Annotated in this window: 16 protein-coding genes and 1 tRNA gene; 4 read left to right on the forward strand and 13 right to left on the reverse strand. The window is 71.1% G+C overall.

The features are described from left to right. Position 1: 1 nt before the first annotated feature. Entirely contained in the window at positions 2-997 is a 996-nt protein-coding gene (locus BJY20_RS02365) for a DUF2804 domain-containing protein (RefSeq protein WP_185990058.1), read from the reverse strand. Positions 998-1,045: 48 nt separating this feature from the next. Between BJY20_RS02365 and BJY20_RS02370 the strand changes: the two genes are divergently transcribed. Then, complete coding sequence (locus BJY20_RS02370; RefSeq protein ID WP_185990059.1) at positions 1,046-1,948, forward strand: amidohydrolase family protein; 903 nt, start codon at positions 1,046-1,048, stop codon at positions 1,946-1,948. 4 nt (positions 1,949-1,952) lie between these two features. On the opposite strand, the gene BJY20_RS02375 is transcribed toward BJY20_RS02370, so the two are convergent. Then, on the reverse strand, positions 1,953-2,408 hold the full coding sequence (locus BJY20_RS02375) for a hypothetical protein (protein WP_185990060.1): 456 nt from the start codon (positions 2,406-2,408) through the stop codon (positions 1,953-1,955). 2 nt (positions 2,409-2,410) lie between these two features. Then, on the reverse strand, positions 2,411-2,749 hold the full coding sequence (locus BJY20_RS02380) for a cupin domain-containing protein (protein ID WP_185990061.1): 339 nt from the start codon (positions 2,747-2,749) through the stop codon (positions 2,411-2,413). Between the two features lie 108 nt (positions 2,750-2,857). Here BJY20_RS02380 and BJY20_RS02385 point away from each other — a divergent pair, with 108 nt between their 5' ends. Together BJY20_RS02385 and BJY20_RS02390 are read left to right on the forward strand one after the other, a co-directional pair. Then, positions 2,858-3,652: a class I SAM-dependent methyltransferase gene (locus BJY20_RS02385; protein ID WP_185990062.1), complete on the forward strand. Its 795-nt coding sequence runs from the start codon at positions 2,858-2,860 to the stop codon at positions 3,650-3,652. A 9-nt stretch (positions 3,653-3,661) separates the two neighbouring features. Beyond that, positions 3,662-4,237 carry a peroxidase-related enzyme gene (locus BJY20_RS02390; RefSeq protein ID WP_185990063.1) on the forward strand — a complete coding sequence of 192 codons (576 nt, stop codon included), beginning with the start codon at positions 3,662-3,664 and terminating at the stop codon, positions 4,235-4,237. A 3-nt stretch (positions 4,238-4,240) separates the two neighbouring features. On the opposite strand, the gene BJY20_RS02395 is transcribed toward BJY20_RS02390, so the two are convergent. The 8 genes from BJY20_RS02395 to BJY20_RS02430 all read right to left on the reverse strand — a co-directional run bounded on the left by BJY20_RS02395 (position 4,241) and on the right by BJY20_RS02430 (position 9,761). Then, positions 4,241-4,780 carry a DUF488 domain-containing protein gene (locus BJY20_RS02395; RefSeq protein ID WP_185990064.1) on the reverse strand — a complete coding sequence of 180 codons (540 nt, stop codon included), beginning with the start codon at positions 4,778-4,780 and terminating at the stop codon, positions 4,241-4,243. Next, a complete protein-coding gene (locus BJY20_RS02400; RefSeq protein ID WP_185990065.1) occupies positions 4,777-5,940 on the reverse strand; it encodes a benzoate/H(+) symporter BenE family transporter in 1,164 nt (387 codons plus the stop codon). Before BJY20_RS02400 ends, BJY20_RS02395 begins: the two co-directional genes overlap by 4 nt. A 72-nt stretch (positions 5,941-6,012) precedes the next feature. Beyond that, positions 6,013-6,085: transfer RNA gene (locus BJY20_RS02405), tRNA-Ala, on the reverse strand. Positions 6,086-6,153: 68 nt separating this feature from the next. Beyond that, a complete protein-coding gene (locus BJY20_RS02410) occupies positions 6,154-6,801 on the reverse strand; it encodes a histidine phosphatase family protein (protein WP_185990066.1) in 648 nt (215 codons plus the stop codon). Further along, entirely contained in the window at positions 6,798-7,187 is a 390-nt protein-coding gene (gene rsfS / locus BJY20_RS02415) for a ribosome silencing factor (protein WP_185990067.1), read from the reverse strand. Before rsfS ends, BJY20_RS02410 begins: the two co-directional genes overlap by 4 nt. A gap of 10 nt (positions 7,188-7,197) precedes the next feature. After that, positions 7,198-7,800 (reverse strand): nicotinate-nucleotide adenylyltransferase, encoded by a 603-nt coding sequence (nadD, locus tag BJY20_RS02420; RefSeq protein WP_185992419.1) that lies wholly within the window; start codon positions 7,798-7,800, stop codon positions 7,198-7,200. Then, a complete protein-coding gene (locus BJY20_RS02425; protein ID WP_185990068.1) occupies positions 7,797-8,039 on the reverse strand; it encodes a hypothetical protein in 243 nt (80 codons plus the stop codon). The genes nadD and BJY20_RS02425 overlap by 4 nt, the downstream gene beginning before the upstream one ends. A 456-nt stretch (positions 8,040-8,495) precedes the next feature. Next, positions 8,496-9,761: a glutamate-5-semialdehyde dehydrogenase gene (locus BJY20_RS02430; RefSeq protein ID WP_185990069.1), complete on the reverse strand. Its 1,266-nt coding sequence runs from the start codon at positions 9,759-9,761 to the stop codon at positions 8,496-8,498. Between the two features lie 72 nt (positions 9,762-9,833). On the opposite strand from BJY20_RS02430, the gene pdxY reads away from it, so the two are divergent. After that, the gene (gene pdxY, locus BJY20_RS02435; protein WP_185990070.1) at positions 9,834-10,691 is read left to right on the forward strand and encodes a pyridoxal kinase PdxY; all 858 of its coding nucleotides are present in this window, start codon (positions 9,834-9,836) and stop codon (positions 10,689-10,691) included. Positions 10,692-10,698: 7 nt separating this feature from the next. On the opposite strand, the gene proB is transcribed toward pdxY, so the two are convergent. Together proB and obgE are read right to left on the reverse strand one after the other, a co-directional pair. Beyond that, the gene (gene proB, locus BJY20_RS02440) at positions 10,699-11,823 is read right to left on the reverse strand and encodes a glutamate 5-kinase (RefSeq protein WP_343062745.1); all 1,125 of its coding nucleotides are present in this window, start codon (positions 11,821-11,823) and stop codon (positions 10,699-10,701) included. Then, positions 11,820-13,325 (reverse strand): GTPase ObgE, encoded by a 1,506-nt coding sequence (gene obgE / locus BJY20_RS02445; RefSeq protein ID WP_185990071.1) that lies wholly within the window; start codon positions 13,323-13,325, stop codon positions 11,820-11,822. The genes proB and obgE overlap by 4 nt, the downstream gene beginning before the upstream one ends. Positions 13,326-13,373: the final 48 nt, after the last annotated feature.

Here is a 13,373-nt window from a genome sequence, read left to right on the forward strand (position 1 = left end):
GTCACCAGCGGTTGTGGACCTCCTCGCACCACCCGGTGAGGTCGACGAAGGGGGTGACCCTGCCCCCTTCGTCGGTGAAGGTGCCAGACCAGCGCCCGAAGCACTGGTCGGTGTGCGCGGCCAGCAGACCGAGGTCGGTGTGCGTCGCCTTGAGGTGGAAGGGGGTGAAGGTCGCATCGAGCCCGCCGCCGGTGATCCGCCACGGCTGGCGCCAGCGGGCGATGCCGTAGTCGAAGTCCAGCTCGACCGGGATGTGGTGCAGGCGCCCGTCGATGACGACGGCGTTCTCCGTCGAGCCGGTCCCCTGCGTCCACTGTCCACCGACCTGGACACCGATGGTGCGTCCCTGCGTGGTGCCGGACCCGGCGCCCCAGTTCCACCGGATGTCGTGCGGCCACCGACCCCGGCCGTGATCCAGGACGGCCCAGCTGCTCCCCTCGGGCAGCACGTGGGTGCGGCCGTCGAGGGTGAGCGTGCCGGTCGCGGGGCGGGCGACGTCCTTGACCGTGTACTGGAACCGGGTCGCGCTCCACGGCACGACGACGGCCAGACGCTCGTGGCCGGGTGGCAGCACGGCGAGGACGTCGATGACCGCTCCCTCGATCCGGGCGCGCAGGCGCGTGGCGCCCTCGACCTCGTCGATGTCGACTGCGAGTCCGCGGGCACGACCCTGCACGGGCCCCTCGCCGAGGCTGGCCGGGAGGTTCGCCCCACGGGCCGGCACGAGCGTCGCGGAGCGGTGCCACTCCCGGCCGGAGGCGATCTCGTGGACCCACACCTCGTGCACGGCAGCGAAGTCGATCGAGGAGACGGTCACGCCGACGAGGTGGGTGTCGGTGACGATCCCCCAGTACTCCCACCGCTTGTTTCGCCCACGGCCGGGGCCGATGCCGGCGGTGTCGACGAGCGGTCGGCGGGCCCAGCCGACGGCATGCGGGTTGAGCCGGCCGTCCGTGCGGGTGAGCGAGACCGGAGCGGTCAGCTCGGGCAGCGACATCTTTCCTCCTGCCGGTCGGGGGCGAGGGCTGCATCCTAGGGTGGCGTCATGGACGCCCCGACGACGAACGCGCCCCCGGCCGACGAGGCCGCGCAGATCAGGGCCCGGCTGGACTCCCTTCGCCTGCCCGGCATGATCGACGTGCACACCCACTTCATGCCCCAGCGCGTGCTGGCCAAGGTGTGGGCGTACTTCGACTCGGCAGGGCCGCTCCTGGGCCGCCCGTGGCCGATCACCTACCGCACCAGCGAGGAGGATCGCGTGGCGACGCTGCGCTCCTTCGGCGTGCGTGCCTTCCCGTCGCTGAACTACCCGCACAAGCCGGGCATGGCGACCTTCCTCAACGCGTGGTCCGCGCAGTTCGCCGCAGCCCACCCGGACGTCCTGCACTCGGCGACCTTCCACCCCGAGCCGGGGGCCGCTGACTACGTGCGTGCCGCGATCGAGGACGGCGCAGTGATCTTCAAGGCACACGTGCAGGTCGGCGACTTCGATCCTCTCGACGCGCACCTGGACGGGGTGTGGGCCGCGCTCGAGGAGTCCGGGATCCCGGTCGTCCTGCACGCCGGCAGCGGCCCGGCGCCGGGGACCTTCACGGGGCCTCAGCGGATCCAGCAGGTGCTCGAGCGGTACCCGGACCTCGTGCTCGTCATCGCCCACATGGGGATGCCGGAGTACGGGCCCTTCCTGGATCTCTGCGCGCGCTACCCCCGGGTGCACCTCGACACGACGATGGCGTTCACGGCCTTTACCGAGGAGATGATGCCGTTCCCGAAGGAGCGGCTCGACGACCTCGCAGCCCTGGGCGATCGAGTGGTCTTCGGCAGCGACTTCCCCAACATCCCCTACCCGTACCTGACGGCGATCGATGCCGTCATCGGACTCGGGCTCGGGGACGACTGGACGCGAGGAGTGCTGCACGACAACGCTGCTCGTCTGCTCGGGCTCTGACCGCTCAGTTGCGCAGGTGGGAGAGCACGATGCCCACCGGGATGCTCACGGCCAGCACGAGCAGCATCGCCAGGTAGGCGTGGCCGACGAGGCCGCTCCTGCCGGGCAGCGCGGCGAGCAGCGCGAGCACGAGCGCGACGACGAGCAGCACCGACCCCAGGTCGACGAGCAACGGCGTCGCGGCGAGGGTGCCACCGACGACCAGGAAGCTGCCGAGGTTCCATCCGGCGAGCTGTGCCCATCCGGCCCGGTCGGGACGTGCGTCCCCCGGGCGCATCCGTCCCATGACGTACTGGGCCACGCCCACCACGAGCACGAGGTAGGCCGCGGCCCAGCTCCCCTTCGCCCATCCGGCAGGACCGGTGACGGCCGCGACGAGGCCGCCGAGCACGACGGCGACGCCGCCCAGGGCGACCATCACCGGGCCGGGAGTCACCGCGGTCGAGCCAGTGGTGCCCATCCTCAGGTGTTGCTGCCGGTACCGACACTGAGCAGCACTGCGGAGTCCTCCAGCGCGAGCAGGTCATGGCGCTGCGGCGGGATGACGAGCAGCTCGCCGACACCGCCCTCCCAGGTCTCCTCGCCGGTGTCCAGGCGCACCCTGCCGAAGATGACGTGCAGCGTCGCCTCCTGCGGGCTGTCGTGGGGAGCGAGCGTCTCGCCCTCGATCAGCGCGACGAGCGTCTGGCGCATGACGTAGTCGTGGCGGCCGTGGACGGTGATGGCGCTGCGGCCGGCACTGCTGGCCCGGGCCTTCGTCAGGTGCTCCTGCGCCAGCTCGGTCAGTGACAGCGACTTCATGACATCTCCTTCAGTGGGTGGGTTCAGGACCAGCGTAGTGACCAGCAGATATTTTTCACTATCAAGGGTGTAATAATTGCCGGACAGCCCCGTCCGGAGGAGATCGACATGCCCCGCATTCCCGTCCCCGCAGCCCACCGTGATGATGACACCGTCCACGGGCACTGGCTGCTCGCCCGCCTGGGCAAGCGCGTCCTGCGTCCGGGCGGTCTCGAGCTGACCCGGTCCCTGTTGCAGCGCAGCGGGATCCCGGAAGCCGAGGTCGTCGAGCTCGCCCCGGGCATGGGTCGCACCGCGACCGAGATCGCCGCCCTCGGTCCGCGCAGCTACCGAGGAGTCGACGCGGACCCCGATGCCGCCGCCAACACCGAGCGAGCCATCGCTGGGATCGGAACCGTCACGGTTGCCGACGCCTCCGAGACCGGACTGCCCAGCGCCAGCGCTGACGTCGTCATCGGCGAGGCCATGCTCACGATGCAGGGCGAGAAGGCCAAGGGGGCCATCGTCGCCGAGGCCGCACGCCTGCTCCGCCCGGGTGGTCGGTACGCGATCCACGAGCTGTCGTTGACCCCCGACAGCGTCGGAGAGGACGTCAAGACCGACATCCGACAGTCACTCGCCCGCTCGATCCGGGTCAACGCGCGTCCGCTGACCACCCAGGAGTGGCGCGCGCTGCTCGCGGACCACGGCCTTGTCGTCGACCACGTCGAGACCGTTCCCATGGCGCTGCTGGACCCCAAGCGCATCATCGCCGACGAGGGGCTCACGGGCGCCCTGCGCTTCGCTGTCAACCTCCTGCGGCAGCGCGACGCGCGCAGACGCGTACTGGCGATGCGGGCCACCTTCCGCGCCCACCGCGCCCACCTGCGCGGGATCGCGATCATCGCCCACAAGCCGGAGTAGGTTGCCGTCATGAGTGAACAGCAGCGTCCGATCTCCTTCCTCCGCGTCCCGGGCGTCGAGGACGTCCCCGAGGGCGTCCAGCGACTGTGGGAGAAGTCCCGGGAGGCCTTCGGCTTCATCCCCAACGTCTTCCGCGCGCAGGCCCTCAACGGTGCGCAGTTCGAGGCGTGGTGGAAGTACTTCAACCTCCTGGTCAACAAGGAGGGCCACCTGACCAACGCCGAGCGCGAGCTCATCGCCGTCGTCGTCAGCGGGATCAACCGGTGCACCTACTGCGCCGTCTCCCACGGGGCCGCCCTGCGCGAGTACTCCGGCGACCCCGTGACCTCCGACCTCGTCGCGGTCAACTGGCGCCAGGCCGAGCTGGACGAGCGCCAGCAGGCGATGGCCGAGTACGCCGAGCTGCTCACGCGGGCACCCGGATCGGTCGACGAGAGCGATCTGGAGCCGATGCGCGCGGCCGGCATGGACGAGCACGAGATCCTCGAGGCGGTCCAGGTCGTCGGGATGTTCAACATGACCAACCGCGTCTCCAGCGCGCTGGGCATGGCGCCCAACCACGAGTACCACTCGCAGGCGCGCTGAGCCTCACTCCCCGTCGGCCTCGTCCCCGGTGCCGGGGTAGGTCACCCGCGTCCCGTCGACGGCGGCGAAGGGGGTCAGCCGGTGCTCCTTGGGTGTCGCCCCGGAGATGATCTCCAGGACGGTGTACCCACGCACAAGCAGGGCGTCGGCCACGAGCCGGCGGTGGCAGCGCCACGGCACCGCCTCGGCGCACATGATCGCGCATGAGTCCTCCTGCGCGAGGGCCATCAGTGCCTCGAGGCCGGCGTGGAACTCCTCGGTGAGCATGTGGTCGGCGTAGCCCTGGAAGGAGGCATTGCGCCACGCGGTGTTCGGAGAGTCCGGTCGGCGCCTGCGCAGACCCCCGAGTTCCTCGAGGTAGGTGTAGCCGATGCCGGCGGCACCGAGCGAGGCCGCGAGTGCGTCGTGCCAGTACTGCGGGTTGCGCCGTGACTTCGGGACCGTGCGGATGTCGACGAGCCGGGTGATGCCCTGCGTGGACAGCAGCCCGATGAACTCCTCGATCGGCCGCGTGGAGTGACCGATCGTCCAGATGGCCGTCATCGTGCCCACCCCAGGCACCAGCGCACGACGAGCCCGGCGACCAGTGCCCAGAAGGCGGCACTGACGCCCACCACCGTGATCCCGGATGCGGCGATCACGAAGGTGACGACGGCCGCGATGTGCTCGGACGGCTCCCGGAGGGCTGCCGTGAGCGAGGCGGCGAGGGTGCCCAGCAGGGCGAGTCCGGCGACGGCCGGAATCACTCCCTCCGGGGCGAGCGAGACGAGGGTGGCCAACGCGGCGGAGGCGACGCCGATGAAGAGCAGCAGGGTGCCCGAGGTGACGCTGGCGATCCAGCGCCGCGAGCGGTCCTCGCCGGCCTCCGGGCCGGCCGCCAGGGCGGCGCTGATGGCGGCGAGATTGATCCCGTGGCCACCCGCGGGAGCGCCCACGAGGGTCCCGACGCCCGTGACGACCATGGTGCGCTGCCACGGCACCTCGTAGCCGAAGCCCTTCATCACGGCCAGGCCCGGCACATTCTGCGAGGCCATCGTCACCAGGTAGAGCGGCACGGCGATGCCGATGAGCCCGCCGAGGGTGAAGGCAGGGGCGGTCAGCTCCAGCCGTGGCACGAGCGCGCCCGCACCGGGGGATGTCCCCGAGCTGACCAGGTGGGCGGTGATGACGACGGCCGCGGCGACGAACGCCAGCGGCGACGCCCACCGCGGCGCGAACCGCAGCGTGAGCAGCCACACGATGACGACCGGGCCGACGGCGATCGGGTTCGCGGCCAGCCCCGTCACCGGCCCCAGGCACAGCTGCAGGAGGATGCCGGCAAGCATCGCCTGGGCCACGGACGCGGGGATGCTCGCGACGAGGGAGCCGAGGCTGGGCAGCAGCCCCGTCAGCAGGATGAGTCCCCCGGTGACGAGGAAGGCGCCGACGGCGGCCGGCCATCCCCCTTCGACCACCCCGGTGGAAGCCAGCAGCGCCGCGCCGGGTGTCGACCAGGCGATCGTGATCGGGGCACGGGTCCACAACGCCAGGAGGATGGACGTCAGCCCCATGGTCACGGTGACGGCCAGGAGCCCGCTCGCGGCCTGATCCCGGCTCGCGCCGACTCCGGTGAGCCCGGCCAGCACGATGACGAAGGCGCTGGTGAATCCGACGAGCGCGGTGACCACCCCGGCGGTGACGGGGCTGAGGGTGTCGTCGCGCATGGACACACGGTAGACGGGGCGAGGCAATGACGAAGGCCCGGACCAACCGGTCCGGGCCTTCGCGTCACTGGGTGGAGCTGAGGGGACTCGAACCCCTGACCCCCTCCATGCCATGGAGGTGCGCTACCAGCTGCGCCACAGCCCCGAGTGGTTGTCGCTCGCGGCGACTGCCAGAGTTTATCCATAGCCACCCCCGGTTCACCAAATCGGGGGTCACGCGCCCCCCGCGGAGGCGTTCCACTGGGCGATGCGCCAGCTGCTGCGGCCGGTCGTGGGGGTGCTGTCCTCCTCGAGGACCGCCCAGTGGCAGTTGCCGAAGCCGCCGAGCGCGCGCCACGCGAGCGACTGGTCGAGACCGACGAGCTCGGCGACGAGGCAGCGGCCCGTGACGCCGTGCGTGGCGATGACGACGCACTCCCCCCGGTCCATCGTCGCGATGAGGTCGTCGAGGGCCGTGCGCGTGCGTGCGGCCACGTCCGCGAGGGACTCACCGTGGCCCCCACGCCTGAAGTCCTCGCCGCTGATCAGCTTGTCGGCGTCCTGCGGGTACTGCGAGTACACCTGGTCGGCCGTCAGGCCCTGCCAACCGCCGGCGTGGATCTCCCGCCAGCGCTCGTCGACCCACACCTCGAGGCCACCGCTGGCAGCGGCGACCTCCTGCGCGGTCACGTGGGCGCGGGCGAGGTCGGAGGAGACCACCCGCGTGGGGCGAAGGGAGGAGAGCGCCACGGCGGCGGCGCGCGCCTGCTCGTGGCCCAGGTCGGACAGCTCGTGGTCGAGCTGGCCCTGCCAGATCCCCTTGGCGTTGGAGACGGTCTGGCCGTGCCGCAGCACGACGAGGCGACGGGGTTCCTCGCTCACTGACCGCCCTGCGCCTGCTGCGAACCGACGACACCGAGGTCGAGGTGCGGGCAGTCGCGCCACAGGCGCTCGAGGTCGTAGAAGTCGCGCTCCTCGTCGTGCTGGGCGTGCACGATGATGTCGCCGAAGTCGAGCAGGACCCAGCGACCCGGGCCATTGCCCTCGCGGCGCAGCGGCTTGGACTCGGCCTGCTCACGCATGTCGTCCTCGACGGCGTCGACGATCGATTGGACCTGGCGCTCGTTGTCCGCGGAGACGATCAGGAAGATGTCCGTCAGCGGCATCTGCCCGGACACGTCGAGTCCGGTGATGCTCGTCGCGAGCTTGTCATGGGCGGCCCGGGCCGCGATCTTGGCCAGGTCGATGGCCTCTTGTGTGGCTACCACGGTCTGTCGGTCACTCCCGGTCGTCGGTGTAGAGCTCGTACTTGTTGATGTACTGCACGACGCCGTCCGGCACGAGGTACCAGACCGGTTCGCCGTCGCTGACGCGCTGGCGGCAGTTGCTGGAGGAGATCGCCATCGCCGGCACCTCCTGCAAGGTCACCCGGTCCTGCGGCAGCCCGGACTCGCTGAGGTGGTAGCCGGGGCGGGTGACGCCGATGAAGTGCGCCAGCTCCCACAGCTCGTCGACGTCCTTCCAGGACAGGATCTGCGCGAGGGCATCCGCACCGGTGATGAAGTAGAGCTCGTCATCGGGGCGCAGTGCCCGCAGATCGCGCAGGGTGTCGCTGGTGTAGGTGGGCCCGTCGCGGTCGAGGTCGACCCGGCTGACGGTGAACCTCGGGTTGGACGCCGTCGCGACGACCGTCATGAGGTAGCGATGCTCGGCCGGGCTGACCTGCGTGTCCGCCTTCTGCCACGGCTGGCCCGTCGGCACGAAGACGACCTCGGCCAGGTCGAACCGGGAGGCCGCCTCACTCGCGGCGACGAGGTGGCCGTGGTGGATGGGATCGAAGGTCCCACCCATCACGCCGACCCGCCGGGGGCGCTTGCTCAGTGGTGGGCCCCATCGTCGTCGTGACCGTAGACGCCCGGGCCCTCGTACGGGTTCGTGGGCTCGTGCGCCACGGTGTTGTCCGGGCGGGCGAGCTTGGTCGCGGCCTGGCGGAAGGCGAAGAGGGCCGCGAGCATCATCGCGAAGACGGCCAGGGCCATCAGGCCGTAGGCGAAGGGCGGGACCGGAAGCTCGACATGGGTCTCTGCCCCGACGAGAAGGGGTGCAACGGTGCTCAGCATGCGTTCATCCTACCGGCCCGCCGGGACGTGCCAGTGCCCCCGTCGCCCGGCGGAGTTTGTCCACCGTGCGCATCCACAGGCATGTGGATGACGACGAGGGAAACACGGTGTCCCTGTGGACACGGCCGTGTGGGATGGCCGTTCACAGATCGAGCGCCACGCGTCTTGCCACCGAGCGCCGCGGCAGCGTAGAACAGTCCTCACACCGCGGTCGTAATCACCGCTCCGCCAGGGGCATACGGCCACAGGATCACAGGGATAACGATGTCAGCATGCCTGCGCGGGTACACCGTGCGGGCCATGGCGACCGCTGCGTCGGCGCCTCCTGGTCCACGTGTCACCGCGACGTGGCGGCTCAACCCCGCGACGTCGTGCCTGCCTGTCGCCGCAGGGTCGTGATGCGCACAGCGGACGAGGGCCCTCCCCACGCCGGGAGGGCCCTCGTCCTGCCAGACGTCAGCCGCGGACCTGCCCGTCACCCTCGACGACCCACTTCGTCGTCGTCAGCTCCGGCAGTGCCATCGGACCGCGGGCGTGCAGCTTCTGCGTCGAGATGCCGATCTCGGCACCGAAGCCGAACTCCCCGCCGTCGGTGAATCGCGTCGAGGCGTTGACGAGCACGGCCGCCGCGTCGACCTCGGCAGTCCATCGGCGGGCGGCGGCCCGGTCCTCGGTGACGATCGCCTCGGTGTGGCCCGAGCCGTGACGACGCACGTGCTCCATCGCGGCGTCGACGTCGTCGACGACCGCGACCGACATCTCCATCGCGAGGTACTCGCAGTCGTGGTCCTCATCGGTGGCCGGCAGGACCTCGACCCCCTCGGGGGCCAGGGCGACGACACGCTCGTCGCCGTGGAGCGTCACGCCCGCTGCCGCCAGATCCGCCAGCGCCGGCGGCAGGAAGTCCGCGGCGATCCCGGCGTGCACCAGGAGGGACTCGGCGGCGTTGCACACGCTCGGCCGGTGGGTCTTGGCGTTGAGCGTGATCGCCAGGGCCTTGGCCCGGTCGGCGGCGGCATCGACGTAGACGTGGCAGTTGCCCACGCCCGTCTCGATCACGGGCACGGTCGACTCGGTGACGACGGCCCGGATGAGACCGGCTCCCCCGCGCGGGATGAGCAGGTCGACCAGGCCGCGGGCGGTCATCAGCGCCCTGACCGCGTCGTGGTCGCCCTCGAGGAGCTGGACGGCGTCCTGCGGCAGTCCGTGGGCCTGCAGCGCGCTGCGAAGGGCGGTCACCAGCGCGCGGTTGGTGCTCGCCGCGGCGGAGCCGCCGCGCAGGATCATCGCATTGCCCGACTTCAGCCCGAGGCCGGCCGCGTCGACCGTGACGTTGGGGCGGGCCTCGTAGATCATCCCGACGACGCCCATCGGCACCCGGACCTGCCGGATCTGCAGGCCGTTGGCCAGCGTCGAGCCGCGCACGACCTCACCAACCGGGTCGGGCAGTGCAGCAAGGTCGCGCAGTGCCTGCGCGACGGAGGCGACACGGTCGCAGTCCAGGGTCAGGCGGTCGAGCAGACCGGTGGCCATCCCCCCTTCGCGTCCCCGGGTCAGGTCCTCGCCGTTGGCAGCGACGACGTCCGCGGTGGCGGCGTCGAGGGCGTCGGCGAGCGCGAGCAGGGCGGCGTCCTTCTCGGCGCGGGTCAGCAGCGCCAGTCGGCGGGAGGCGACGCGGCCGCGCTGGGCCAGATCGCGGACTACGGCAGTGCTGTCGGTCATGCCACCAGACTAGGAGGGATCTGCCTGCCCGCTGATGACGGTCCGGGAGGTGGGCAGTGGAACAATGCCCGGGTGACCACGACGATCCTGTCCATCCAGTCCCACGTCGCCTACGGACACGTCGGCAACTCCGCGTCCGTCTTCCCGATGCAGCGTCTCGGGGTCGAGGTGTGGCCGGTCAACACCGTGAACTTCTCCAACCACACCGGCTACGGCGCCTGGCGCGGGCCCCTGATGGACCCGGCGGACGTCGCCGACGTCATCACCGGCATCGGTGAGCGCGATGCCTTCGGCGAGGTCGACGCGGTCCTGTCCGGCTACCAGGGTGGCGAGGGCATCGGCGCGACGATCCTGGCGGCCGTCGCCCAGGTCAAGGCCGCCAACCCCGCGGCGATCTACGCCTGCGACCCGGTCATGGGCAACGAGAAGTCCGGCTGCTTCGTCCACGAGTCGATCCCGGTGCTGCTGCGTGAGAAGGTCGCTCCGAAGGCCGACCTGATCACGCCCAACCAGTTCGAGCTGGGCTATCTCACCGACACGCAGCCGCACACACTCCAGGAGACCCTCGCCTCGGTCGACCGGGCCCGTGAGATCGGGCCGAGCACCATCCTGGTGACCTCCGTGCTGCGGCCGGACCGCCCGGAGGGCACCATCGAGATGCTCGCCTGCCACGAGGACGAGGCCTGGATCGTGCAGACGCCGCACCTGCCGCTGAAGGCCAACGGGTCGGGTGACGTCACCGCCGCCCTCTTCACCAGCCACTGGGTGCGCACGCACTCGCTGCCCGAGGCGCTCGGTCGCACGGTCTCCTCGGTCTTCGACCTGCTGCGCACGACCCACGACTCCGGTCGGCGCGAGCTGCAGATCGTGGAGGCGCAGGAGGTCTACGCGCACCCGCGGATGCAGTTCGAGGTCGCGCAGGTGCGCTGAGGCACCTCTAGAGGATCGCCAGGTGGTCCCGGTGGATGACCTCGCGCTCGTACTGCGGCCCGATGGCCTCGGCGAGCTCCTTGGTGGAGCGGCCCATCAGGTGCGGCAGCTCGCCGGAGGTGTAGTTGACCAGCCCGCGGGCGATGACCACGCCGTCGGGTCCGATGACGTCGATCGGGTCGCCGTCGGTGAAGGAACCGGTCACCCCGGTGATCCCGGCCGGCAGCAATGAGCGGCCCCGCTCGCGAAGGGCGGCGACGGCCCCCGCGTCGATCTGCACCGAGCCACGCGGCGAGGTCGCGTAGGCCAACCACAGGCCGCGCGAGCCACGGGAACGCTCTCCCGGGAGGAAGAGGGTGCCGACATCCTCACCGGCGATCGCCGCGCAGACCTGCTCGGCGCAGGTGAGGACCGTCGGGATGCACGCGGCGTGCGCGATCGTCGCGGCCTCGACCTTGGTGGTCATGCCTCCCGAGCCGACGGCCGACCCGGTGCCACCGATGGAGATGTGCGCCAGCTCGCTCGGGTCCGCCACGACGGGGACCCGCTCGGCCCCCGGATCGCTCGGTGACGCGGTGTAGAGCGCGTCGACGTCGGTGAGGAGCACGAGTGCGTCGGCACGGATCAGCTGGGCGACGAGCGCGGCCAGCCGGTCGTTGTCGCCGAACCGGATCTCGTCGGTGGCGACGGTGTCGTTCTCGTTGACGATCGGCACGACACCCAGGCCGAGCAGCGAGTCCAGGGTGCGGCGGGCGTTCGTGTAGTGCGTGCGCCGGGTGACGTCGTCGACGGTGAGCAGCACCTGGCCGATCGTGTGGCCGTGCCCGGCGAAGGCCGCGTCGTAGGCGGACAGCAGCACGCCCTGCCCGACGCTGGCCGCGGCCTGCTGGCTGGCCAGATCGCGCGGACGCGTGCTCATCCCCAGCGGGGAGATGCCGGCGGCGATTGCACCCGAGGAGACGAGGACGACCTCGGTGCCGGCGGTGTGACGCACGGCCAGCGCGTTGACCAACGCGGTCAGCCGGGCGACATCGAGCTCTCCCCCGGCGGCGCTCGTCAGGGACGAGGAGCCGACCTTGACGACGAGGCGTCGCGCGTCGGCCACTGCCCGCCGGGTGCCATCGGGCTTCACTCGTCGACCCAGTGGCCGGACTCCCGCTCGTCGCGCAGCTCCTCGCGCGCAGCGCTCTGGGCGTCCTTGCGTGCGTAGAACTCCTCACGACGCTCGCTGGTGGTCCGGCGGGTGTTCTCGTCCAGGCGCTGGTCCTGCCCGCGGCCGCCGAGCAGCTCGGCGCCACCGACGAGGGTGGGCTCCCAGTCGAAGACCACGGCGTTGTCCTCGGGGCCGATGAGCACCGTGGACCCGGCGACGGCACCGGCCTTGGTCAGCTCGTCCTCGACGCCGGCGCGGTTGAGCCGGTCGGAGAGGTAGCCGATCGCCTCGTTGTTGGCGAAGTCGGTCTGGTGCACCCAGCGGGTCACCTTGGCACCGATGACGCGGAAGACCTCGCCCTCGGACGTCGTCTCCCGGCGCACGACGAAGCCGGAGTCGTCGACGGCCTTGGGGCGCAGCACGGCCCGCTGTGGTGTGACGTCGGACTCGATGTTCTGCCGCGCCTCGACCACGTGCCGTGCCATGGCGAAGGTCAGTTCCTTCAGCCCCTGGTGGGCCACGGCCGAGACGATGAAGACCTCGATGCCCCGCTCCTGAAGGTCGGGCTTGACCATCTCGGCGAGCTCGCGGGCCTCGGGGACGTCCGCCTTGTTCAGCACGACGATGCGGGTGCGCTCCGACAGCGGGAGGCCACCGAGGGTCTCGTCGGCGACGTAGGCCGACAGCTCCTCCTCGATGACGTCGAGGTCGGTCATCGGGTCGCGGCCCGGCTCGAGGGTCGCGCAGTCGATGACGTGGACGAGCACCGAGCAGCGCTCGACGTGGCGCAGGAACTCCAGACCCAGCCCACGCCCTTCGCTCGCCCCCGGGATGAGGCCGGGCACGTCGGCGACGGTGTAGCGCATGTCGCCGGCGGTGACGACGCCGAGGTTCGGCACGAGGGTGGTGAAGGGGTAGTCGGCGATCTTCGGCTTGGCCGCCGAGAGCACCGAGACGAGCGAGGACTTGCCCGCGCTGGGGAAACCGATGAGGGCGACGTCGGCGAGCGACTTCAGCTCGAGCACCACATCGGTGGCCTCGCCGGGCTCGCCGAGCAGCGCGAAGCCGGGGGCCTTGCGGCGGCGGCTGGCCAGCGCCCGGTTGCCCAGGCCGCCGCGGCCGCCCGTGGCCACGACGAACCGTGCGTCGGCCCCGACGAGGTCGACCAGCACGTCGCCCCGGCTGTTGGTCACCACGGTCCCCTCGGGCACGGGCAGGACGAGGTCCACGCCATTGGCGCCGTTCTTCTCGTCGCCGGCACCGGGTGCGCCGTTGGTCGCGCGGCGGTGGGGGCTGCGGTGGTAGTCGAGGAGGGTCGTCACCTGGGGGTCGACGACGAGCACGACGTCGCCGCCATGACCGCCGTTGCCACCGTCGGGTCCACCGAGTGGCTTGAACTTCTCGCGGTGCACGGACGCGACCCCGTGGCCACCCTTGCCGGCCTCGACATGCAGGGTGACCCGGTCAACGAAGGTCGTCACGACCTCACCTCTTCTTCTTCCGGCATTCGGATGGGACGGCGAAGGGGG

The organism is Janibacter cremeus (assembly GCF_013409205.1).
Taxonomy (GTDB): domain Bacteria; phylum Actinomycetota; class Actinomycetes; order Actinomycetales; family Dermatophilaceae; genus Janibacter; species Janibacter cremeus.